Origin of the sequence: Ureibacillus terrenus (assembly GCF_006569205.1) — a bacterium.
Taxonomy (GTDB): domain Bacteria; phylum Bacillota; class Bacilli; order Bacillales_A; family Planococcaceae; genus Ureibacillus; species Ureibacillus terrenus.
Map to the genome: position 1 here is coordinate 42,427 of NZ_VIGD01000009.1, position 23,523 is coordinate 65,949.

Consider the following 23,523-nt stretch of genomic DNA (forward strand, 5'->3'; position numbering starts at 1 on the left):
TCTCAATTTCCATAATCTTTCTTACATTAATATTCATCAATTTCATCTTGCATTGCAATCACTTCGTCCAACCTTCTGGAAAATTCGAGGGCTGGATTAATGCCGATCTTTTTCAGGCGATAATTCATCGCCGCCACTTCAATAAGGACGGAGACGTTTCGTCCAGGGCGGACCGGAATGGTCAATTTGGTCACTTCCGTATCGATGATTTTCATTTTTTCTTCATCCAGCCCCAACCGGTCGTACGTTTTGTCCGGATCCCAGTTTTCCAGCTCCACCACCAATGTAATCCGTTTATAAGGGCGGACCGCACTGGCTCCAAACAAAGTCATAATATTAATGATGCCGATTCCCCGGATCTCCAATAAGTGCTCAAGCAGAGGAGGCGGACTTCCAATTAATAAATTCTCTCCTTCTTGGCGGATTTCCACACAATCATCCGCGACGAGCCGATGTCCTTTTTTAATCAATTCCAAAGCGGTCTCGCTTTTCCCCACACCGCTTTTCCCGATGATCAGCACACCAATGCCGTAAACGTCCACCAACACTCCATGCACCGCTGTCGATGGTGCCAGTTTACTTTCCAAATAGTTGGTGAGCCTGCTTGAAAATCTTGTCGTTTTCATGGATGTGACAAGCACCGGCACATTGTTTTTATTGGAAGCTTCAATTAATTCCTGCGGCACTTCCATATTCCGCGAAATGATGATTGCCGGAGTTTCCTGAGAACATAATTTCAACATCCGTTCCCGCTTTAAATCCGGAGGGAGCATTTCAAAAAAGGACAGTTCCGTTCTTCCAATCAATTGCACTCGGTCGGCAGGATAATGGGTGAAATATCCGGCCATCTCCAGACCGGGCCTTGAAATATCGCTCGTCGTAATATAACGGCCTATCCCTTCATGTCCGCTGACAAGCTTTAAATTGAATTTTTCCATCACATCTTTTGTCGTTACTTGCGCCATCCGATTCTCCCACCTTTTTCTCATATGTATTTATTTTAGCATTATAGTATACTTAACCCAAATAAAAAAGGAGACGTGCCTTCAACGTCTCCTTTCATGGAACATGTAAACGCTTTAATTTTGAAAATTATTTTTGCTGAGCCAGCCATTTTGCAGCAGCTTCGGCATCTTCGCCTTGAAGCAATCCTTTAGGCATGGCATTTTTACCATTGTTGATGATGTCCAAAATTTCTTGTTCAGACAATCTGGAACCTACATCATTTAATGCAGGAGTATTGCCCATTCCTTCCAAGTTTTGGCCATGGCAAGATGTGCAGTTTTTCATGACAAGTTGTTCGCCTTTGTCCCCGCCATCGCTTTTACCGGCGTCGTCAGATGCATTGTCATTTCCACCACCGCAGGCACCAAGCATTAGTGCAGATCCGAATAGTAGTGCTAACCATGCTTTTTTCATTTCTTGAACCCCTCCAAAAAGATAGTAAAAATATGCAATACAACTTCATTATAGCAAAATCAATCGAGAAAGAAACATTTGGTTCCTTCCCCAAAGCGTTGAGAATACAGGAAAATTCAGCATTATCAACGATTCCAGCATTTGTTTCATTTTTATGAATTCTTTGTGAAAACGTGTTCACAATTAATAAAAACCGTCCAAAAATTATTTTAATATGATTTCCGCGGTGGAGTGAAAAGCAAATGCATAAATATTGTGCTCCAATAAACAAATCCTATTCATCATCCTCCGATGAATAGGATTTGTTTTGACTATAACGATCTTTTTGTATATTCTATCGCCTTATCGTAGATATGTACTAATTCTTTCGTTTGAATCCCCAATTCTTTGGCCAATTTTGTTGCCCGGTCCAAATCAATTTTTGTCAGGGCGATGCTTAATTGCAAGTAGATGGTCATTTCTGTTTCCTTGCCGCAAATGGTTTCAATAACTTCTTTGGAGAAGGGCAATTGCTGGACAATGACATGGATCGGCCTTTGCAAAATGGCATCAATCAGCGAGAACATTCCGGCCAAATAATATTCGGGATAATTTTCCTTTTTTGTTTTTTTCGCGAGCAACTCGCAAATCTTTGCCCGCAAAATGGAGGTCCGCATCAATTCAAGATCGACATTGGACGGCTCTTCCAAACGTCCTTCATTGATTGCCAATAAATACAAATATTTTCTAAGTTCAATCAGCCCGACCATCATAATCGCCTGTTTAATCGAGCGCACTTTCATTCTTTTATTCGAAATGTTGTTGATCAACCGGAGCAATTTATATGTCAATGAAACATTTTGTTCAATCTTTTCGGCAATTTCCTGAATATTGGAATCTTCCTCTTTTAAAATGCTCATGAGTTGGAAATAATGCAGCGTATTCATCGGGATATCGGAAGATTTGATGACTTGCGGCTGTTCAAAAAAATATCCCTGGAACAGCGAATATTCTGCCCCTTTCGCTTCCTCGAACTGCTGGCGGTTTTCCACTTTTTCCGCCAACAATTGGATGTGGGGGAAGATTTTTTTTACCCGCTCTTCAATGATCAGCCGATCTTCTTTCGGAGTGTTTAAAAAATCGATTTTTATAATGTCGACGTGGGAAAATAAGACGTTGTAATAATCTATGGGCTTTTGTAAAACAAAATCGTCCAGCGCGATGATAAATCCACGATTTCTCAATTCAATGATCCGATAAACCAATTTATCTGTAATCGGCACATCTTCCAATATTTCAATTACAAAAGTGGAAGGCTGGATAACATCAAAAAGGTCGCTCATCAATAATTTTTCCGTAAAATTGATAAAACCGGGCAATCCATTCGTCAATTCTTGCATGCCAATGGAAAACACCGAATTTTTCAACACTTCGATTGTGGCGCTATTCGAGTCTACTTGTTCAAAGCGATTCGTTTCACTTCTCCTGTATAACAGTTCATATGCCACCACGTCTTCATTCCTGTTAAAGATGGGTTGCCTTCCTACAAATACTTCCACCATGATTTCCTCGCTCTTTACATAATCTTTGAATTCCTATTACAATAATATCCAATCCATTCATTCAAAAAAAATCGTTGAAAAGTCCCAAAAATATTTTTTAAATTATAAAGTATTTTTGACTAATGTTGAATTATAAAAAATGTATCATCTTTAAAAAGATGATACATTCAAAAATTTATTATTCCGCAAAAACTATCGGCCATTCATTGCGTTTTTCAAGCATTTCTTTCGCCAATTGTTTTGCCCCTTCCAAACTGTGGTTTGCCGCCCATCCGCATTGCACTTCATTGCATGCAGGAACTTCCGTCGCATTCAATACATCCCGAAGAGTTTTTTCCAAAATATCCAATACTTCCTCATAATCATCGTGGTTAATCATGGTGAGGTAAAATCCCGTTTGGCATCCCATTGGGCTTAAATCCACCACTTGATTGGTATGATTGCGGATATGTTCGGCCATCAAATGCTCAAGAGAATGAAGGGCAGGCATTTCCATATGCTCCTTGTTCGGCTGCTTGAAACGGATGTCATATTTGCGCACCACATCGCCATTTTTCCCTTCGATAACGCCGGCCAAACGGACATAAGGGGCCTTTACTTTTGTATGATCCAAGTTAAAACTCTCCACATTCATTTTTTTCATTGCTTCTTCCCTCTTTCCCTGTCCATTTTCGTTTTACATTCATTGTACTTGTTTCCCCTCATTCTGTCACTCCCGGCTGGAAACGCGCCTTCCACTGCCGAATTGCCGCTTTTTTATGGCATCTTTTTTAAAAAATCAATTTTTCACATGGGCGATAAATCTCCAGCGGATTAAATAGAAATAAATGATCTGCAATAAAATCAAGAAGGAAAATGCAAATACGATTTCCTTTACAATCGAGATATTGGCAATATCCTTTAATAAATTTTGCAAAGCCAAAAAGGCGAATATGCTGTGAACCATTGCCACTCCCCACGGAAGAAAAAACTGCGGAAACAGCTGGGCTGAAACAAGCCGTTTGATTTCTCCATCCGTAATCCCCATCCGCTTCAGCACATCGAATTTCCGTTTTTCCGAATCCAAATTGGTATGGATTTTAAAGTAAATGAAACTTCCGGCAGCAAGCAAAAATACCCCGGCAACCAACAATCCTACCAATGTAAATAATGAATACATGGATAAAACATACGAATAATTCAACCCCGCATTCTCAAAATAAAATGGCAGCCCATATCGGTTCTTTTCATATTCTTTCTGCACCTGCCGGTAGATGTCCAGCCCCACATTCTGCGCTTCCAGCCATTGTGGTATATCAAACGCAAATAAATGATATCCCGGTTCCACCCTCGGATAACCGCTATATGGATTTTTTAGGCGCAAAAAATCTTCATCACTGATGATGATGGAGTTGGGACTGACGATCGAACTTGGAAAGATGACTTTCGGATATACCCGGTCAATGGTGATCGGCACGTTGTTTTCCTTTAATACCGTATGCACCGTCCTTTTGGACAGCTTTTTAATGGATTCTTCGGAATAGGGAATAAACATCCCTTCCCCGCTTTCCAATTGCACCATCGGATAACCATAAGAGAACAGCAAACTGTTGATGTCGGATTCCCGAAACACTTCCACTTCGTAATTGGTGAAAGAAGAAGTCTGCTTTTTCACTTCAAAGCGGGTCAAATGATAGGAAAGTCCCTTCTGTTCCAGTTCATTCACTATGGACGTGATATGTTGTTTCTCATAGGGATTATCAATATGGCCCTTGTAGATCAGCCCCAAGGGATTTAATTTGTCGTACTGGGATGTATAGGATGATAAAGCGGCCAACAACCCGATACATAAAAAAGCAGCCGCAGAAACCATCGTCACAACAAAATACATTTTTCCGTTGTTTTTTAAAATAAATGTCTGTTCCGCGATGGATAACATTTTTGATTTTCTCCAATAGTAGTGCTTCCGTTTCTTCATCCATTGCACAATGCATTGGGCAGTATCTGTAAAGAAAAAATATGTACCGATTGTAATGAGGACCGGAAGCAGCACAACAAACGGATAAAAGTTCACCCTGTTCGTCAGCAATGCCAAAATATAGGCAATTCCTAACAAAACAACGGCCATAACCGCCCGCTTTTTGGAAAAACGATCGTTCACATCCGCATATTGATACCATTTCAATAAATCGATGATTTTCCGTTCAGGGGAAAAATTGACGCTGATCACCGAAATGATCACAAAGGCGCTAAAATAAACGACAATCGTTAAAATAAACGGCTCCCACCGGAAATATAACGGCAGCTCATTCAGCATTAAAATTTCCCGGACAATCATAAAAAAGAATTTCGAAAATGCATATCCAAAAATAATGCCAAAAGCGATTGAAAGGCTTCCAATCAGCATCGTTTCCATAAAAATCAGCTTCGCAAGCTGCCGCTTCTCCATCCCAAGATGAATCAAAATGGCAAATTCTTTCGCCCTCGACTCCAAAAATGCTTTCATGGAATAGAAAATAAAAAACCATGAAAACAAAACCAAAATCATTTCAGCGATGACCATGCCGCCAATCGGCACTTTCCCCAGATGGCCATTCTCGATTTCAGGATGAAACATGAGCATCGAATAAATAAAAAACACAAAGACCGAAAAGAAACTCGCCATAAAAAACGCCGCATAAATCCGGAAATTGCGTATGACGTTACGGTAAGCGAATTGATGAAAGGTCACCGACTCTTCCCCCCAACAAACTCAACACGTTCAAGATGCGTTGGAAAAATGTTTGTCTCCGGTCGTCCCGATAAATTTCATTAAAATATTCGCCGTCTTTGATAAACAATACCCGGTCGCAAAAGCTTGCGGCAATCGGGTCATGGGTGACCATAATGATGGTTGCATTTCTTTCTTTGTTGATTTTACTTAACAATTCCAGCACTTCCCTGGAGTTATGGGAATCCAGATTTCCGGTCGGTTCATCCGCCAAAATGATGGCAGGTTCATGAATCAGCGCCCTTGCAATCGCCACCCTTTGCGCTTGTCCCCCGGATAACTCGTCAGGCCTTTTATGCAATACGCCAGAAAGCCCCAACTTTTCGGCCAATACTTTTACCCGCTCTTCCATCAAAGAAACCGGCTGGTTGTCGAGGGTAAGCGGCAACACAATATTTTCTTCCACCGTCAGCATCGGAAGCAAGTTAAAGTCCTGGAAAATAAAACCGAGTTCGCGTCTTCTGAAGTAGGCAAGCTCCGTCTTATTAAAAAGATGCGGATTTGTCCCATTAAAAATAATTTCACCGGATGTCGGCTTATCGATGGTGGAAATGATGTTCAGCAAAGTGGTTTTCCCGCTGCCGCTGGGTCCCATGACAGCCAAAAATTCACCTTTTTCCACCTCAAAGCTCAATTGGTTCAAAGCACGGTTGGTAACCTTTCCTTCATAAACTTTTGTGACATCAACGACTTCCAAAATTGCCATAAATGTTCCCTCTTTTTTAATAAATGTTCGCCGTTTCGTTCATGCTTTATTAATTAAAAAATCACTTTTACCAACGTTCCTTTTCCGACTTCCGACTCAATCTCTAGCCGGTGGCCCAGTTTCTCGCAGATTTCCTTCGCCAAATATAGGCCCATGCCGGTAGATTCTCCGGTTCTCCTTCCATTTTCCCCCGTAAAGAACGGTTTTGTTACCCTTGCCAAATCGGATTTCGGAATTCCGATTCCTTCATCCTCCACGCATAAAACGGTTTTCGATTCGTTTTTTTCAACAAATATTTTCACCTTTTTATTCGGCTCAAATGTATATTTTACAGCGTTCGTAATAAATTGAGTAAACATAAATTTCAGCCATTTCGAATCCGTTGTCACCGTCACTTCAGGGTCTATATCAATGACCGGAAAAACATGGTTTGTTATAAATAAACGTTTATTGTCATTAATTGTTGCGGTCACAATCTCTTTCAATCGGACTTCATCAATTTGCATATCCTCTTCGAACTTCTCTATCCGCGCATTCATCAATACCATTTCGATGCCTCTTTTTAACCGGTCCACTTCTTCCTGGATGCTCGTCCTGTCAATCTCTTCTTCCTGCAACAGGAGTTCCAGCACGGAAATGGGCGTTTTCATTTGGTGAATCCATTGGTTTAAAAACTTTTCTTGCCGATCCTGCTTTGCATAAAGGTTCTGAACTTCGTTTTGATAAAGACGATATAATTCCTGCAAATACGCTTCTGTCTGAAGATGCTCGGGCGTCTTGGCATTCTTTTGAAGGGCGTCGTCCATGGTTTGCGGCAAATTTGAAATTCTTTGCAAAAAATTTCTTCGGAACGCGAAACGGACCGCAAGAAACGAAAAAATAAGAATCATGCTGATGACGATGGAATACACCGCGGTATCCACGTTCCGGAAACCGTCCAGCCAATATAAGGATAATATGAACAACACCACGATCAGCTCAAAAATGATAAAGGAAAGGTGTTCTTTAAAAAACAGCTTTAACCCCATAACTATTTTTCCTCCGAACTTAAAACGAATCGATAACCGGCTCCGCGAACGGTTTCAATAACGGACTGCACCCCGTATTCGGCAAGTTTTTTCCGCACACGGGTCATGTTGACATTCAATGTATTTTCATCGACAAACGCCTGGTCATCCCAAAGCTCTTCCAGAAGTTTTTCCCGGGACACCACTTTCGGCGCCTCCCTCATTAACAAATTTAAAATGGCGCATTCTTTTTTCTGCAAAGGGATTTCCACATTTCTTACATGCAGCTCCATCCGCTCCAAGTAGAGCGTCAATTGCCCCAATTGGACGGTTCTCTCTTCCTGTCTCGATGAATACTCTCCATAGGATCTTCTTAAATGGCTTTTGATTTTTGCCAACACAATTTCATAATTGAACGGTTTTGTAATAAAATCATCCCCGCCGTTTTCCAACGCAAAAATCTGATCCATCTCTCCCGAACGCGCGGAAATAAAAATAATCGGGCATTTTGTGTACTGTCTTAACTGTCTGCACCAATAGTACCCATCATAAGAAGGCAAATTTATATCAAGCAATATTAAATGCGGAGAAAAGGCGAGACACTCCTCCACAATCTCGTCAAAGTTTTTCACAATCTCCACTTCGTATTGATATTTTTTTAGATTTTCGGCCAATAATGTAGCAATTTTATAATCATCTTCAATGATATAGATTCGCGTACCTTCCAATATGCTTTCCCCCTTAACGGAACATCTAATTCTATTTTAACAAAAATACAATAACGGTCATTCAAACGCCCTCTTCCAATTTGATTTTGCGATTTTTTCATCTTCATTCACAAAATGTTCACATCCCGTTTTTAAAAATGGGCAAATTCCTTATTGACTATTCTAAACTGTTATAATACAATTACAAATACAAACAGGTATTATAAAACAGTTAGTCCTTAAGGAGGTCCCCCATGTTAGAAAATATCGTTGAATTCTTCAAAAACTTGCCAGACAAAGTCTGTGTAAAGTGCGGAGAAAAAATTGAAGAGCAAAGTGAATGCTATACAAACACATGCGAAAAATGCAGCTCCCACTAATGGTCGTAATAATATTCGGTGAATCGCTTTAAACCTGAAAATGAACTTACTATTAAATCGCTTAACACATGACAACATACAATCGCTTACAAACGCAAAAAATCCTCAAAGTCGCGAACTTTGAGGATTTTTTGCTGTTTTAATGTGTTTCATCGTGAGATTCCGTATTTTCTTGATTATCAAGCTGCATTTTTTCGGCATCTTCTTTCGATGTATCTTTTTCCGGAAGCACTTTGCTCATATCCGGATTTCCTGCGACAATCTGTTTTTTCGGCATGACGTGCAGCCCTCTTGCTGTTGTGTGGGCATACATATAATACACGCCGTCATGATTGAAAGTAAATTCAGCTTTATATACGCCATCTCCTGCATGTTCAGCATCAATCATGACACCCTGTTCACGCAATCCGGATTCCCAAACTTCAAATTGCACTGCATCCGCATCTTCCACATTTTCATTGTTTTGTGTTACATGGGCGGCTAGTTCTACAGGTTTTCCGACTTCCACCTGATCCGGAGTCAAAATCTCAACTTTCACTTCCAATGAAGCTATATCGGCAGGATCTTCATTCGTATCGATTTCCGATTTTTGTTCCGTATTATTGCAGCCAATCAGCAATAAAGGTACAGCCAACAAAGTAATCAACCATTTTTTCATTTTACTCTTCCTCCATTATCGGTAATGTTATGGTAACCTGTGTCCCCTCACCTACTGCGCTTTTAATAGAAAGTGTTCCATTATGCATTTTTACCAATTGTTTCACAATCGATAATCCTAGACCTGCTCCGCCGTCGGAACGGCTTCTCGCCTTGTTTACCCGGTAAAATCGTTCCGTGATGTGAGGGAGATCTTCTTCAGGGATGCCAATCCCTTCATCTTGAATTTCAATAACGGCACGCCGGTCAGACACGTAACTATTAATCGTCACTTTTGCATTTTCATCGGAATAGCGGATCGCATTCTCGATGATGTTGATAAATATTTGCTTTAATTTTTTTTCATCACCAAGGACGATAATATTTTCATCCAAGTTTTGCACAATGTGAATATGTTTTTTGTCCCCTTGTCCTTCCAACAGTTTGACCGATTCGCGGATCGTTTCGGAAAGGACGATCGGAAGCATTTCAATTTCCTCTTTCTCTTTTCTGACAAGCTGCAGCAATTCATTTGTCAACCGTTCCATCCGGATCGCTTCCCGATGAATCAGTTCAAGGGCTTCAGTCTGTTCTTTCCCTTCAACCAATTGACTTTGGATCGCCTCGCTATATCCTTTGATATAGCTGATCGGCGTCCTTAATTCATGGGAAACGGTGGCCAGGAACGCTTTTTGTTTTTCATCTTCCCGCTGAATGGATTCGGCCATATGGTTAAAAGCTTCCGACAACAAACCGATTTCGTCTTTTGAAGCAACTTCTACCCTCGCGCTATAATCCCCTTCCGTCATTTGTTCTACTGCCCTATGCAAATCGTTCAGCGGACGCATAATCCGCTTCAGGCTTTGATAAACCAAAATCGCGATGAGAAAGGAGAAAAGCACCCCTCCACCTATAAATATAGCCACTTCCGTTCTTGCTAATTCAGTAATTTTTGCTAAAGGATAATAAATATAGATAATTCCTTCCAATCGATTCTGATCCACCAGCGGCAAAATCACGGATACGACTTCCCGCTTGAACCGCTCTTCATAGCCAATTTTTGTGATATTTTCTCCATTTAATAATACCCGCCGCTCGTCAGGACCGATCAGGGTTTTATAATCGATTTCAAACGGGACGCATGCACTGAGTTCGCGAGGGTTTCGGACGGCAAAAACATCGTAATTGGAATAATAATTAAAGGATTCGACCAACTCTACGTACTCATCGGTCACTTTGCCTCCGGAATATTTAGATTGGAGGTTTTCGCCGATTTCGATCATCTCGCTTTTTGTATCTTCCACATAAAACTTTTCATAAAGAAAATCGGCGAATATATACATGAACGCGATCGTCAGCATTAAATACGCGATGATTAAAACCCAAATTTTTGTCGCAAACTTTCTCATACCTGATCAAAGCGATATCCAATCCCCCATACAGTTTGGATGTACTCGCTTGCCTCCTTTGAAACTTTCCCTAATTTTAGCCGCAATGTCTTAATATGGGTATCGACTGTCCGAGTTCCTCCATCATAATCCATTTCCCAAATCTTTTCCAACAGCTGTTCACGGGAAAAGACTGTATTCGGATTTCTCATGAATAATTGCAGCAAGTCGAATTCTTTTAGTGTCAGAGTGACATTCTGATTGTTGACATACACTTTCCGTGAAGCTTCATCCAGCTTGATGACACCCCGTTCAAGCATCTTTTGGTTGTTCACTCCGGCTCTTCTTAACACCGCCTGTATTCTGGCAATCAATTCACTGGCGGTGAAAGGTTTCACGATATAATCATCTCCTCCGATCGTCAACCCTTTTACTTTATCTTCATTGCCATCCCTGGCTGTCAAGAAAATGATCGGAATGGACGAGATTTTTCGAATTTTTTCGCAAACTTCAAATCCGTCTTCGCCGGGCATCATGACATCCAAGAGGACAATATCAGCCTCTTTTCTTTCAATCACCGGATATGCCTCTTTCCCGCTGGCAACAGCGATGGTTTCGAAATCTGATTTGGAAAGCATGACTTCAATCAAATTTCTCATATCTTGTTCATCATCTACAATTAACACTGTCGGCATGTTTATACCTCCCTCACCAGCAACTGGAACGGTCCGGATTGAGTTGAAATCTTTCGTTTAATTTCACCGTTTTCCAGAATATAAATCTGATTATCATCAAAACCGGCTACTATGACATTATCTTTAAAAACGGCTACAGCGAATGGATTGGCCCCCACCTCTTTCCTCCACAACATCTTGCCATTGAGGTCAAAAGCAAACAATTCGTTCGAGCCGTGGTTGGTGACGTAAATGATGTCCCCTTTTTTAGAAAAACCTACAGGCATTTGTGAAGCTTGTATTTCCTGAATGACCTGTCCATTATCCAAATCCAGCACTTTGACTTTTTGATTCGGCCGGCTTCCGGAGCCGTGCCCGCCTACCCAAAGGGTGTTGGTTTCTTTTACAATCAATAGACCGCTGGATGATTTATCGATGTTCCATTCATCAACAAGGGACATGGATTTTATGTCAACTACTGACAGCACCGGAGCTTTATAATTGACGACATATAACTTTCCGTCGTGGCTATCCATTGACATCGGATAATCCTTTAGACGGATTTCCCCCTGTTTTTCTCCTTGTTCATTGAAACTTGCGACCGTATTCGATTCACTGTTTGCCACAAACAGCAGTTTTTCTTTTTTGTCGTAATGGACATTCGTCGTACCGGTCCCCGTTTCAATGGACTGTATCAGTTTTCCGGTAGACAGTTCATATATATCAACCTCGTCCAATTGATGGCCGTAAAGCACGAGGCGGTCATACGGGATCAAAGCGGCACCAGTATATGCTTTCTCAAACTTCCACGTTGCAATCCGTTCGCCATCCGAATCAAAAAAATCCACTGAAGGCTCTAAAATGTTTACTGATGCAACAAAAGACTGGTGCTGATTAATCTGTTGAAATTCTTCGTCATTGCAACCATGCAATATCCAAATGGTGCATAAAAACAAAAAGGCTACCCATTTTTTCAAATAATCACCCCTAATTCTATAGTGTAGTGAAAAAGTGTGAAGTTTTGATGAAATAAATTTGACAATCATTACAATTTTTTATATTTTCAAATCCGCTTATGCGGGCTGTTCTTCTTCCCTCAGGTAGCCATTCCCCCTCTTGGGCATTTAAAATCCCTTAGGCATTTGTCCCGTGCTTGGGCGTTTACTCCTCCAGCTTGGGCAGGTCAGAAGTCCACTCGGGCACATAACTTTCTGCCTCGGGCACTTAATCCCTCTTCTCGGGCACATAAACTCTCCCCTTGGGCGGATAACCCCTCCTGCTCGGGCACATAAACTCTCCCCTCGGGCACATCCCCCCCATCCTATGCATTTCCGAAATAAAAAAAGCTGCTGCGAACGTCAATTTTCATTGACCATTCGAAAGCAGCCATGCAAATATATTCATCCACTATATTATCTGAAATGATGAGCGAGGGTTGATGACGTGCAGCGTCCGTTCGAAACATTTTAAGAATTTCCGTTTGACAACAATCAAATCTCCGGTCTCACCCGCCTGCAGATCATGTTAATAAATATTCTTTATGAATATGAAACAATTCGGATATGATTTCCTCTGCGGCCTGCTTGCCTTGTGTTACACAATCCGGAACACTAATGCCTTCATAAGAACTGCCCGCCAATTTGACATAAGGAAATTCCTTTTTCAGTATTTCCTTCATTTTCTCCAAACGTTTTTCATGGCCGACCGTATATTGCGGCATGGATTGTTTCCAACGGGATACAATCGTAAATTTTGGTTTTTGTTTAATGCCAATCGATTTCTCCAAATCATGGAGCACCGTTTTTTCTATATCCGCATCGGACAATTCAACGATGGCTTCATCCCCGACACGTCCAATATATGTCCGGATCAAATCATATCCATCCGGCGCCACATTATTCCACTTATGGTTGCTCCATGTACAAGTTGTAATGGAAATGTCGCTGTTTCTGGAAAAATAGAAGCTGATTGCATCTTGATAATTTCCATTTTCCATTTTTTCAAATGCCATCGTTACCGTTGCGATCGTCGCATAATTCATGTCCGGAATCTCATGGAATATCCCGTAATGGGCAAACATATTTTTCGCTTGATTTAATGTCGTTGTTACGATGACCGCATCGCATTTTAGAGGGGCAATGTTATTAAAATAAATTTGCATCGTGCCATCCTGCAGCCGGTCAATCGATTCCACTTTTACGCCTTTTAGAATCGTTTTGGACGGCAGACATTCCTCGATTTTTTCAACCAGCGTTTCCAAGCCGTTTTTGAATGTCTGGTAACCCTTCACTTGATTAAACAAGGAAAAATGGGATTTTTTCATTCCATAAATCAAGCTGCGGTATTGCTTTTCCATTTCATAAATTTCAGGAAACATGGATTGTATGCTCAACCGGTCGATGTCTCCTGCAAAAGTTCCTGCAAGCAGAGGCTCCACTAAATTTTCGACTACTTCTTTTCCAAAACGGCGCCGGAAAAAGTCCCCGATCGGTTCATCCTTTTCTTCTTTTGTTTTAGGCAAGAATAAATCCCCGGCAGCACGAACCTTTCCGCTTAATGAAACAATCCCGGAAGTTAATAATGAGGTGACAATAGGCGCACCTCCAAACAAAATTCCATTGGGTATCGGATACAGATGTGTTCCGACAGCTATATATGTTTGGCCTCTGTTATTGCTTACCACTTCATCTTGTATGCCCAAATGTTCAGTCAGCTCGGTCATGCTGTCGTCATGATCGATAAAAGATTCCGGACCCCGTTCAATAATAAACCCATCTTTTCTCAACGTCTGGATTTTACCGCCCAATCGCAAAGAAGATTCAATCAGCACCACATCCAACGGCAAACGATGATCCCGTGCGCTCTTTTCCAAATAAAACGCTGCTGTCAACCCAGTAATACCGCCGCCAATCACAGCAATTTTTTTTCGATTCGTCACCCTCATCATCACTCTCTATCATTTTTCCAGCTTTTTAAAAATGGCATCAATCATTGCATCGATAAACAACGGATGAGTATTCGGCATTGGTGGCCGATAGTATCCAGCGCCCAACTCATCGCACACAGCTTTACATTCAATATCGTTGTCATACAATACTTCCAAATGTTCCGTTACAAATCCGACTGGCGCATAGACGAACGAACGGTAACCTTTTTTCTCATAAAGCTCCCGGGTTAAATCCTGTACATCCGGACCAAGCCATGGTTCAGGTGTTTGGCCGGCTGATTGCCATCCTACTTCGACATTCGGCAATCCTGTTTTTTCTTGAATCAAACGGGCCGTTTCAATCAATTGTTCTTCGTAAGGATCGCCCAGCTGTTTGATTTTTTCAGGCAAAGAGTGGTTGGAAACAATTACGCAAGCCTTTTCCCGTTCTTCTTCTGTCATCTTTTCAAATTCTGCAAGGATGGCTTGTGACCAATATTCGATAAATTTCGGCTCGTCATACCAGGATTCCACTGAAGTGATGTTTAAAGTGCCGCCCAATTTTTCGGCAGCTTCTTTGGCCCTGCCGTTATAGGACTTGATCGAAAACGTTGAAAAGTGAGGAGCCAATACAATGGAAACTGCTTCCCGAATGCCGTCCTTGACCATTTGTTCAACGGCATCTTCAATGAATGGTTCAATATGCTTTAATCCGATATATAATTTATATTCCACTTCATCTTGTACTTCGTTTAGACGATTGACAAGAGCCTCCGCTTGTTTTTTTGTCATTTTCGCAAGAGGAGAAATGCCGCCAATCGCTCTGTACCGCGCTTTCAAATCGTCAATTTGTTCTTGGGGAGGCTTTCTCCCATGGCGAATATGCGTGTAATATCGTTCGATGTCCTCTTCTTTATATGGCGTACCGTAAGCCATGACTAATAGACCATGTACCGGTTTCAATGTTTTCACCTCAAATAATTTTTGTTATTCATGAGTCAGTTTTGCAATTCTTTCTCGGCTATAATCATGAACAAATGCAGTAAGCCGTTTTAACACTTCCGGATTTACATCAGGGAATATTCCATGTCCCAGGTTAAAGATGTGGCCTGGCACTTCAATTCCCTGTTCAATAATATCTTTTGTTCTCCGTTCAATGACAGGCCAGTCCGCAAGCAGAATAGCAGGGTCCAAGTTTCCTTGAAGGGCTTTTTCGATTCCCATTTCACGCGCTTTCCGTATCGGCATGCGCCAATCCAAACCGATCACATCAATTGGCAAGTCATCCCATTCTTTAATTAAATGGCTTGCACCCACACCAAATAAAATCAATGGAACATTTTCATTTCGCAATTCCGCAAAAATCCGGGTCATAACAGGTTTAATGAATACCCGGTAATCTTCAACATTCAAGGCTCCTACCCAGGAGTCGAAAACCTGGATGGCGCTGGCGCCCGCTTCCACCTGTGCCGTAATATCAGCAATGATCATATCCGCCAATTTATCCATTAATTTAAACCAGGCTTTTGGATCGGAAACCATAAATGATTTTGTCTTGCTGTAATTTTTGGATGGACCGCCTTCAATCATGTAACTCGCCAAAGTAAAAGGAGCCCCGGTAAATCCGATTAATGGAACATCCAATTGTTCTTCCGTCAAAATCCGGATCGTTTCCAGCACATATGGCGTATGCTCTTTCGGATAAAATTCGCCCAATCTTTCCACGTCTTCCACGCTTCGAATCGGATTGGATATTACCGGCCCGACGCTTTGTTGTATTTTCACATCAACTCCGATGCTAGGCAAAGGCGTCACAATATCTTTATAAAGGATCGCCGCATCGACGTTATATTGTTCCACCGGAAGTCTTGTCACATATGCGCAAAGCTCCGGCTGTTTCGTGATTTCTTCCAAGCTGTATTTCTCTTTCAATTTCCGGTACTCCGGCTGGGAACGTCCCGCCTGGCGCATATACCAAACAGGCGTATATTCCGTTCTTTCTCCTTTTGCTGCCCTGATTAGAGTGTCGTTTATTTGCCTCATCTGTATTTACCTTCCCCTCAAAAAATAATCATTTGACGAAAAGAGCAATGAAATCGATTTCAATTCATTACTTTGCAAGATTTTCATCGAAAAAAATGGCTACAATTCATTATAATAACTATAACTTAAGAAATAATCTACTAAATCATTGATCCCTTTCAACATATACTGTTCCTTCTCAATTGTATAGCTTTCTCTGCTAAATGTCATAAAATTGTCCTTTTAGCAGCCAATCTTTCTTTTCCGTTTATGACAAAATTAAGGCATAAGGGCAAAGCCGGATTCTTTTCAAGCGAAGGAGGAAGAATAATGAACTTCTATATAACTACCGGAACCCCTCAATTCATGGAAAAACTGCACCAGAAATATGAGAAAGAACCGATGTATATTCTTTATGGGGCAAACGAAACGCTTTTGCTTCATGAAACCGAAAAGAAAACCGTTTTCCAAACACCACAGAAATATGAGGTGGTGGACGGGTTTCATAATCTGGAACAATCCGGTTTCTTCACTTTCTACCATATTCCGGTTTCCGACGAGGGCAGGCCGGTCTTTGAAAAAAATATGACAGAACGGTTGAAAAGATTGAAAGATCAGTCGGGATTAATGGCATACCGGCTGCTCCGCCCAAAAAAATCGGAAACTTATATCATTCTGTTGCAATGGTTTGATAAACATTCTTTCGAAATTTGGAAAAAGTATAACCCGTTTGCCGAAGAACTCGAAAACTTCTCTCTTGGTGTCAAAAAAGACAATATTTTCAACGCCAAAACATACATGGCGGCTTATACCGGCACGAAGCCGAAAAAGAAGGATCATGAAAACAATGAATAAAAGCTGACCCGCGGATCGGATCAGCTTTTTTCATTTCATTCATTTATGTTCCAAAGCTTTTTTATAAACGCCATCTTCCATCTGTTTGGTTCCCCATTCAAAATTTTCCGTCATTGCATAATCCCAATTTTTCTTGGAATATCAACCTTTGCTTTTTCCCCTTATTTTCAAATCGTTTTATCTTATACATTCACTTTCTCCACATTGGTTTTCTGTTCATAGATTCTCTCTTTTTTCTCTCTCCAACGGAAAATTGCTTTCAACAATGGCATGACGATAATAAAAATGAAGAGCAGCCTGGAGGTTTGGAATAACGAAACAATCGATATATCCGCATTCACTGCGTCAGCCAATAAAACCATTTGATCGATTCCGCCCGGAGCTGTGCTTAAAAAACTGGTTGTAAACTTGGTGTCCATTAAAAACGACATGATAAAACTTGAACCCAAGGTCAAAGCGATTAAAGCCAATGCGCTCATCACGCCGCCTATCAAAACTCGGACAGGCAATTGAACCTTCTCCGGGGTCAGCTTTAAACCGATTTGGGCGCCGATGAACAGCTGCGCGATGACCATCACCAGGCCCGGGATTTGCGGCATTGTCAAAGGGGTAGCGAGCTGCAGCGCAATTAATAATATAATGGGAGCAATAAATTGGGCTACTGGAAAATGAATGCGGTCCATGAAAACGGAAAATGCCCATGTCATGGCAATTATGAAAACAAGGCTTACCGAAAACTTTGCATCCCCTGTCTGACCAGCCGCCTGGCCGGCCACGATGAAGGGCACGATCATGACCACCAGCAATAATCGGATAACCTGAAAATAAAAAATCGAACCAACTTCCCCTATGTTTTCCCTTTCGGCAAAAAGGACCGTCTGGCTCAGCCCTCCCGGAATGGCTCCCAACACGGAGGCCCTTAACGGCATTTTGCTGAATCTGCTGATCAAATACGCAATTCCAACCGCACCGCCTATCAAAATGACATTCAATAAAAACATATATAATAAAATGAAACCCGCGCTTTCAAACAAATGAATGTTGAAGCGCAGACCAATGCCCGTTCCGACGATGACGACACCCAAGTCGCCCAATTGTCTTGGCCACTTCAACTCGCCTTTATGGATAAACTGGGTGATGATGAGAACAACAATAGGGCCCAGCATCCATGGAATCGGGATGTGCAACTTGCTGAAAATGTAGCCGCCAATAATGGATAGCATCAATACTTTTATCATCGCCATCAATATTATCACCCACTAACATCTGATATTAGCAAGAAACACCAGTATTCAAAGAATGAATACTGGTGCCTTTTTTCATTATCTTGATTGAATCAATTCCCGAATTTGCGCTTCACGGTCCACATCATCCCGGCGGCGGTCTCCCCAATAAGTCGAACCGTATTTCAAGTATTCTTCATAAGTCCATTTGATCGGCTCCCAATCCGGTTCGAAGATCAAATAGCCATTCGTGAAAATTTCAATTCTCAAGCCGCTTCCCGGATCTTTTACATAAACGTACATCGCTTGGGAAATGCCGTGTTTGCCGGGGCCCACAAATTCGATTTCCGCCTCGTTTAAAATATCTGCCGCGCGAAGCAAGTCTTGCGCGTTGTCCAACCAATATGCCAAATGATGCATTTCATTCGGTTTTTTCGAACGGTCTGTCGTCATGATGGCCACATCATGAACCAATGGGGTCACCGATAGCCAGCTTGCGACTTGTTCATTGTTTTTATTGACGAAATATTCACGCAATTTGAATCCCAATTTCTCTCTCAAGAAATTCACGACTTCAAGGTTATTGACGGATGTTTGGAGATTGATATGGTCGATTCGGCGCGGAGATACGCCTTTTCTCCAGGCCTTATACGTCTGGTTTTTCAAAACGGATTTTCTTTCCGGATCTGCCGGTGTTTTCTCCATATCATAATAGAGTTCAAACCGGTGTCCGCTTGGCAATTCAAAACGGATCGCTTCTCCCTGGCCCCTTTCTTCCCCCGCTTTAATCCAGCGGACTTCAGTTCCTGCATCTTCCAATATTTTGGCAAATGTCGCTACATCCTCACGCCTTTTTGTTCTCCATCCAATATGGTCAATATAGGATGTTTCGCCGGCTCTGACGGACAATGTATGGTGTTCAAAATCCCCCCATGCGCGCAAGTAGTGGACACCATCTACTTCTTCCGTTTCTTCCAGTCCCAGTACATCCCGGAAGAACCATAGGGATTTTTCAAGATTCTCGGATACTAAAGCAACATGTCCCAATTTTGCAATTTCAGGTAAAACAACAAATTTCTCCATTTTCTCCCACCCCATTATTACTTTTTGTATGTTTACCAATATATTAATAGTGTTTTAAAATACTATTAACCTTGAATATTTGTTTCTATTCCGAAGAGATGTCTTCCGTAGCCGATAATTCCATCTTCATATAAAGATGTAATGTGTGTTCCGATCGTCATTAAATCACGAGTGAACAATTCAACCGGATGGCCTTTCACCACCGCATGGGCGCCCAGGGTCAACAACGCCTTCGTGCCGATATTGACACATTTATCAATGATTTTCGCACGAATCGCTTTGTACTTGGCTCCTTCATAAGGCCCGCCCTTATCGGCTTCCATCATTTTGATATATTCTTCCATCAAGCATTTGGCGGAAATATATTCAAGCGTCAACTCCGAGAGCACCCGCTGGCTTGTTGGGGACTCTTTTTCCTTCACTCCCGAAAACCGTACGCGTCCCACCGTATGCTTTTTAAATTCATCGAGAACCCTTTGTGCTCCGCCGAGGGCCATCGCCGCAAACCCCACATAAAATCCCGGATAGAACGGTGTGTTAAAGTACAGATAATCTTCATCGAAATCATCGTAAGGTGGCTGGCTTTTCTCGATAATTTTGCTGAAGCGCAAAATTTTGTCAGGCTCCACGAATACTTTATCGACAATAATGGTATTGCTCCCTGTACCTCTGAGGCCAAGGGAATCCCAATCCTTGACAATCTTCAAATCTTTCACTTTCAATAAAATTCCGACGCGTTCAGGTTTATCATTGTCGTCAAATTTCATCATCGCCCCGACGCCGACCCAGTCACAATAGTTGATGCCGCTTACAAAATGATATTTTCCGGAAATGAGGTAGCCGCCTTCGACCGGTTCCACTTTTCCGACCGGAGCAAAAACGTCCGCTACAAAGCCCCCCTGATTGATCACTTCATCCCGGATATGTTTCGGATAGTAACAAACCCAGGCATTATGCAGACAGAAGAAATACGTCAGCCATGCAGCGGATAAATTATAGTATCCGACGGTGCTGATCATGTCCACATAGGTGCGCCAGTCAAGTTGCGGATAACCGAATTCTTTCGGCAAAATCAGGCGGTGGATTTTCTCTTCGCGGATAATATCCGCAACCCGCTGAGAGATTGTCCTGTTTTGCTCCGCTTCCATCGCTTCCTGCTCGGCAGCTTCGCCGATTCGCTTCGCCTTTTGCATCATGCTGTCATAAAGCGCTTTCTTTTCTACCACTGTTACCATTTGATCATTCCTTTCAATCCAAATTTATTCAATTGTGACCCCTTGGCTTTTATCCGCCGTCAAAAAATCAATCACAAGCCTGTTCACGACTTCCGGCTGGTCTGTTTGGGCTTGATGGCCACAATTCTCTATATATTCGAATCTGAAATTCAGCAGCAGCTTCTCCAATTTATAAGCCGTCTCTACCGGCGCTATGTTGTCCTGCTTACCCCAAATGAACAGCCCCGGAATTTTGAGCTTTGGCAGCGAATCTTTGATGCAGAACCGATCCCAAAGCTTTGGTTCTTCATTCATTCTCTTTATATAAGCATCAAAAGCATCATTGGCTTCTTTCACCCCGGGACGAGTTGCAGCTTTATGCCGCAATTGGATCAGCTCTTCGGGTATTGGAGTGTCCGGGGAAGAGTTGCGGTACAAAAACTTTCTCAAAGATTCTTCCGTATAGTCATAGCCTATGACTTCAAAGAAAGACCGCAATTTTCTTTCGGGAACTTCCTGCATTGCCTGGTAGATGGTATTGCTTCCAATGAGCACGACTTTGTTCACTTTTTCAGGATGGTCGATTGCATATTTTGCCGCCACATAAGCGCCTTGCGAATTTCCTACAAGGGAAACTTCGTCGAGGCATAAAGCTTCTATGAAATCATGCACATGATCGACCAAGCTCTGATGTCCATTCACCGGCCATGCATGGGGTCTTGTATCCGTGAACCCCATTGACAATTGGTCAACGGCATATGCACGAAAACCGGCTTTCGCCAAAGCCGGCAGCATAAAACGCCATCCTGCCGCCCCGCATGCCCCGGGTCCCGCACCGTGGAGCAAAATGACTGCCGGTCCTTCCGTTCCAGCCCAAGAATAATGCGTTTTTACCCCGTTTGCTAATACGTAGCTGCTGTGAAACCCCTCAAAAATCGACACCTTAACCCCTCCTGTTTCTGTTGCAGTTTTTCGTTTGATGAAGAGTATATATTTTGTGAACTTCAATTAATATATTAATTTTTATTGAAAACGCGGCGAGAATCTTTAAAATTTATTGAAAAATGAAGGGTATCCTATAGATAAAGAGAATTTATATCTTTGGGGGGAGGTTCACGTTATGAGCGGAGTTTCATTTGTCACTGACGAAACGAAGAATATATTGATGTCGGCCAAGGCGTTTTACACTCTAAAGAACAACTTAATTAATAATATCGGTTCCAATAAAACAAAGGGGTTCTTATTCAGATTTGGAAAAGAATTTGGGATGGAAGCGGCAAAAAAATACTTGGCTAGCAATCACGCAAACAGCCAGGTAGGCAAAAGACACTCCCGGCTGGGCCACGTAAAAGATGTTATTTTTCACGGGGAAATCGTGCGTCATCCGGACGGGAAGGTGGAATGCATCAATACGTGGGGGCAATGGGTGGAATCCATCGAAGCGGAAATACATCTGAAAAATTATGGATTGTCGGACGAATGCGTGTGCCATATGCTTTGCGGATTTGCAAGCGGAGCTTTGTCATATGAATTTGGCGAATCAATCATTGCCATTGAATACAAATGCGTCGCGAAGGGCGACCCCGTTTGCGAATTTAAGGTGCGGCTGGAAAAAGATTGGCTGGAGGAGAAAGAAGAATTAATTGATTTATACCTGAACGACAATATTTTGACCGAGCTTGAGATGACTTATGATGCTTTGCTCCACCACAAGCAAATGTTGGAAAAAATATCAACCTTCCAAAGCCAGCTTACAAAAAAGGTGACTGAAAAATATTCTTTGGACGAAATTATTGAAACCGCATACGAATTGTTAAACATCCCTATTTTGATCGAAGATGTGCACGGAAACCGGCTAAGCCAGATCGGGCTTACAGAAAGCCAGCAGCAACTGATCCAAACCGAAAAAGCCGAACTTTCGCAAATCGACAATAAACATAATGCGTGCCACTACAAAAGCAAACATTACAGGAAATTGACAACACCGGTTTTTATTAAGAAAAAACATTATGCCACTTGTTCTTTCTGCTATTTCGACCAAAGAGAAGTGGAAGAAATCGATTATTTATTTTTGGACCGCATTTCAACAGTCGTGGCATTATGCATTTTGTATGAAGAAGCCCAATTCGAAGAGCAGCAGCGGATGCGCAGTTCTTTGCTGGAACGTCTGATTCACCACCAGAATATCAAGGATATTGAATCATATTACAAATTTTTGCCTTTCAAATTCCAGCCCCCATATGCAACAGGGATCATCCAGATCCAGCAGAAGAAACATCAAAACGAAATCATCGATTTGCATGATCAGATTACTCAACTGTCCAAACTGGCAAAAGTATGGGATTTGCCATGCATTTTCTCCATTGTCGGCGAAGAAATTGCGCTCTTAATCTCGCAAAACAACGACAAGAAAAAAAGATGGAAAAAGAAAATCGAATTGCTGATGGAAAATTTGGGAAGGCAGAATGAAAATTATATTTATACAACCGGACTCAGCAGCACATTCAACAATTTTAAAGAATTTGAACGGTCGCTGAAAGAGGCCAGAATCGCGCAGCGGTTCCCAAACAAGAAACTGATCACATACTACGATGATTTGGGGATTCTCGGGGATATAGTCAATAACTTGAGCATCGAACAGATCCAGGAAATGGCGAAAAAAACGCTGAAAGATTTATACAACTTTGACGATCCCCGCAAAAAGGAATTGTTATATACATTGTATGTTTTTCTGCTGAACAACCAGCGCCTGAAAGAAACAATGGATGAACTGGCATTATCGATCGGAGGCATCCAATATCGCATCAAACAGATTGAGGATAAACTGCAAATTTCTCTTAAAAACGCTTCGACGGCCGCGCATATTTTATTGATCATACAGGCATTAATCCTATCTGGAACACTCCATTTCGACAAAGTCTCCGTTTAAACCGGTTTGCCGGACAAAAAACGTCAAAAAAGACTATAAACACCGTTCAAATAGTGTTTATAGT

22 protein-coding genes are annotated in these 23,523 nt (G+C 41.8%); 3 read left to right on the plus strand and 19 right to left on the minus strand.

Annotation, left to right across the window (positions count from 1 at the left end):
• Positions 1 to 26: 26 nt before the first annotated feature.
• The 8 genes from hprK to FKZ59_RS08285 all read right to left on the minus strand — a co-directional run bounded on the left by hprK (position 27) and on the right by FKZ59_RS08285 (position 8,150).
• Positions 27 to 965 carry an HPr(Ser) kinase/phosphatase gene (gene hprK, locus FKZ59_RS08250; RefSeq protein WP_141602283.1) on the minus strand — a complete coding sequence of 313 codons (939 nt, stop codon included), beginning with the start codon at positions 963 to 965 and terminating at the stop codon, positions 27 to 29.
• A 127-nt stretch (positions 966 to 1,092) separates the two neighbouring features.
• Positions 1,093 to 1,419, minus strand: coding sequence for a cytochrome c551 (gene cccB / locus FKZ59_RS08255; protein ID WP_141602284.1), 327 nt, complete (start codon positions 1,417 to 1,419; stop codon positions 1,093 to 1,095).
• Between the two features lie 311 nt (positions 1,420 to 1,730).
• Positions 1,731 to 2,960, minus strand: a complete 1,230-nt coding sequence (locus FKZ59_RS08260; RefSeq protein ID WP_246045850.1) for an EAL and HDOD domain-containing protein — start codon at positions 2,958 to 2,960, stop codon at positions 1,731 to 1,733.
• 178 nt (positions 2,961 to 3,138) lie between these two features.
• Positions 3,139 to 3,603: an S-ribosylhomocysteine lyase gene (locus FKZ59_RS08265; protein ID WP_141602285.1), complete on the minus strand. Its 465-nt coding sequence runs from the start codon at positions 3,601 to 3,603 to the stop codon at positions 3,139 to 3,141.
• Between the two features lie 135 nt (positions 3,604 to 3,738).
• Complete coding sequence (locus FKZ59_RS08270; RefSeq protein WP_141602286.1) at positions 3,739 to 5,670, minus strand: FtsX-like permease family protein; 1,932 nt, start codon at positions 5,668 to 5,670, stop codon at positions 3,739 to 3,741.
• On the minus strand, positions 5,642 to 6,415 hold the full coding sequence (locus FKZ59_RS08275) for an ABC transporter ATP-binding protein (protein WP_141602287.1): 774 nt from the start codon (positions 6,413 to 6,415) through the stop codon (positions 5,642 to 5,644). Before FKZ59_RS08275 ends, FKZ59_RS08270 begins: the two co-directional genes overlap by 29 nt.
• Positions 6,416 to 6,468: 53 nt before the next feature.
• Positions 6,469 to 7,443, minus strand: a complete 975-nt coding sequence (locus tag FKZ59_RS08280; protein WP_141602288.1) for a sensor histidine kinase — start codon at positions 7,441 to 7,443, stop codon at positions 6,469 to 6,471.
• Positions 7,444 to 7,445: 2 nt separating this feature from the next.
• Positions 7,446 to 8,150 carry a response regulator transcription factor gene (locus FKZ59_RS08285; protein ID WP_141602289.1) on the minus strand — a complete coding sequence of 235 codons (705 nt, stop codon included), beginning with the start codon at positions 8,148 to 8,150 and terminating at the stop codon, positions 7,446 to 7,448.
• A gap of 233 nt (positions 8,151 to 8,383) precedes the next feature.
• Here FKZ59_RS08285 and yhfH point away from each other — a divergent pair, with 233 nt between their 5' ends.
• Complete coding sequence (yhfH, locus tag FKZ59_RS08290; RefSeq protein ID WP_141602290.1) at positions 8,384 to 8,509, plus strand: protein YhfH; 126 nt, start codon at positions 8,384 to 8,386, stop codon at positions 8,507 to 8,509.
• A gap of 139 nt (positions 8,510 to 8,648) precedes the next feature.
• Here yhfH and FKZ59_RS08295 read toward each other — a convergent pair whose 3' ends face one another.
• From FKZ59_RS08295 to hemE, 7 genes are all read right to left on the minus strand, one after another.
• Complete coding sequence (locus FKZ59_RS08295) at positions 8,649 to 9,167, minus strand: FixH family protein (RefSeq protein WP_141602291.1); 519 nt, start codon at positions 9,165 to 9,167, stop codon at positions 8,649 to 8,651.
• Position 9,168: 1 nt separating this feature from the next.
• Positions 9,169 to 10,554, minus strand: coding sequence for a sensor histidine kinase (locus FKZ59_RS08300; RefSeq protein ID WP_141602292.1), 1,386 nt, complete (start codon positions 10,552 to 10,554; stop codon positions 9,169 to 9,171).
• Positions 10,551 to 11,228 carry a response regulator transcription factor gene (locus FKZ59_RS08305; RefSeq protein WP_141602293.1) on the minus strand — a complete coding sequence of 226 codons (678 nt, stop codon included), beginning with the start codon at positions 11,226 to 11,228 and terminating at the stop codon, positions 10,551 to 10,553. The genes FKZ59_RS08300 and FKZ59_RS08305 overlap by 4 nt, the downstream gene beginning before the upstream one ends.
• Before the next feature lie 2 nt (positions 11,229 to 11,230).
• Positions 11,231 to 12,184: a YncE family protein gene (locus tag FKZ59_RS08310; protein WP_141602294.1), complete on the minus strand. Its 954-nt coding sequence runs from the start codon at positions 12,182 to 12,184 to the stop codon at positions 11,231 to 11,233.
• 542 nt (positions 12,185 to 12,726) lie between these two features.
• Positions 12,727 to 14,151: a protoporphyrinogen oxidase gene (gene hemY, locus FKZ59_RS08315; RefSeq protein WP_328215784.1), complete on the minus strand. Its 1,425-nt coding sequence runs from the start codon at positions 14,149 to 14,151 to the stop codon at positions 12,727 to 12,729.
• A gap of 12 nt (positions 14,152 to 14,163) precedes the next feature.
• Complete coding sequence (gene hemH, locus FKZ59_RS08320) at positions 14,164 to 15,096, minus strand: ferrochelatase (protein WP_141602296.1); 933 nt, start codon at positions 15,094 to 15,096, stop codon at positions 14,164 to 14,166.
• 24 nt (positions 15,097 to 15,120) lie between these two features.
• The gene (gene hemE / locus FKZ59_RS08325) at positions 15,121 to 16,176 is read right to left on the minus strand and encodes a uroporphyrinogen decarboxylase (protein ID WP_141602297.1); all 1,056 of its coding nucleotides are present in this window, start codon (positions 16,174 to 16,176) and stop codon (positions 15,121 to 15,123) included.
• A gap of 309 nt (positions 16,177 to 16,485) precedes the next feature.
• On the opposite strand from hemE, the gene FKZ59_RS08330 reads away from it, so the two are divergent.
• On the plus strand, positions 16,486 to 17,010 hold the full coding sequence (locus FKZ59_RS08330; protein ID WP_141602298.1) for an antibiotic biosynthesis monooxygenase family protein: 525 nt from the start codon (positions 16,486 to 16,488) through the stop codon (positions 17,008 to 17,010).
• 182 nt (positions 17,011 to 17,192) lie between these two features.
• Here the strand turns inward: FKZ59_RS08330 and FKZ59_RS08335 are convergent, their stop codons facing one another.
• The 4 genes from FKZ59_RS08335 to FKZ59_RS08350 form a co-directional block, all read right to left on the minus strand.
• Complete coding sequence (locus FKZ59_RS08335) at positions 17,193 to 18,254, minus strand: AbrB family transcriptional regulator (protein ID WP_141602299.1); 1,062 nt, start codon at positions 18,252 to 18,254, stop codon at positions 17,193 to 17,195.
• A gap of 78 nt (positions 18,255 to 18,332) precedes the next feature.
• Positions 18,333 to 19,316, minus strand: a complete 984-nt coding sequence (locus FKZ59_RS08340) for a VOC family protein (RefSeq protein ID WP_141602300.1) — start codon at positions 19,314 to 19,316, stop codon at positions 18,333 to 18,335.
• A gap of 65 nt (positions 19,317 to 19,381) precedes the next feature.
• Positions 19,382 to 20,551, minus strand: coding sequence for an acyl-CoA dehydrogenase family protein (locus FKZ59_RS08345; RefSeq protein WP_141602301.1), 1,170 nt, complete (start codon positions 20,549 to 20,551; stop codon positions 19,382 to 19,384).
• A gap of 24 nt (positions 20,552 to 20,575) precedes the next feature.
• Positions 20,576 to 21,472: an alpha/beta fold hydrolase gene (locus FKZ59_RS08350; protein WP_181733235.1), complete on the minus strand. Its 897-nt coding sequence runs from the start codon at positions 21,470 to 21,472 to the stop codon at positions 20,576 to 20,578.
• Between the two features lie 178 nt (positions 21,473 to 21,650).
• Between FKZ59_RS08350 and FKZ59_RS08355 the strand changes: the two genes are divergently transcribed.
• The gene (locus FKZ59_RS08355; protein WP_141602303.1) at positions 21,651 to 23,459 is read left to right on the plus strand and encodes a V4R domain-containing protein; all 1,809 of its coding nucleotides are present in this window, start codon (positions 21,651 to 21,653) and stop codon (positions 23,457 to 23,459) included.
• Positions 23,460 to 23,523: the final 64 nt, after the last annotated feature.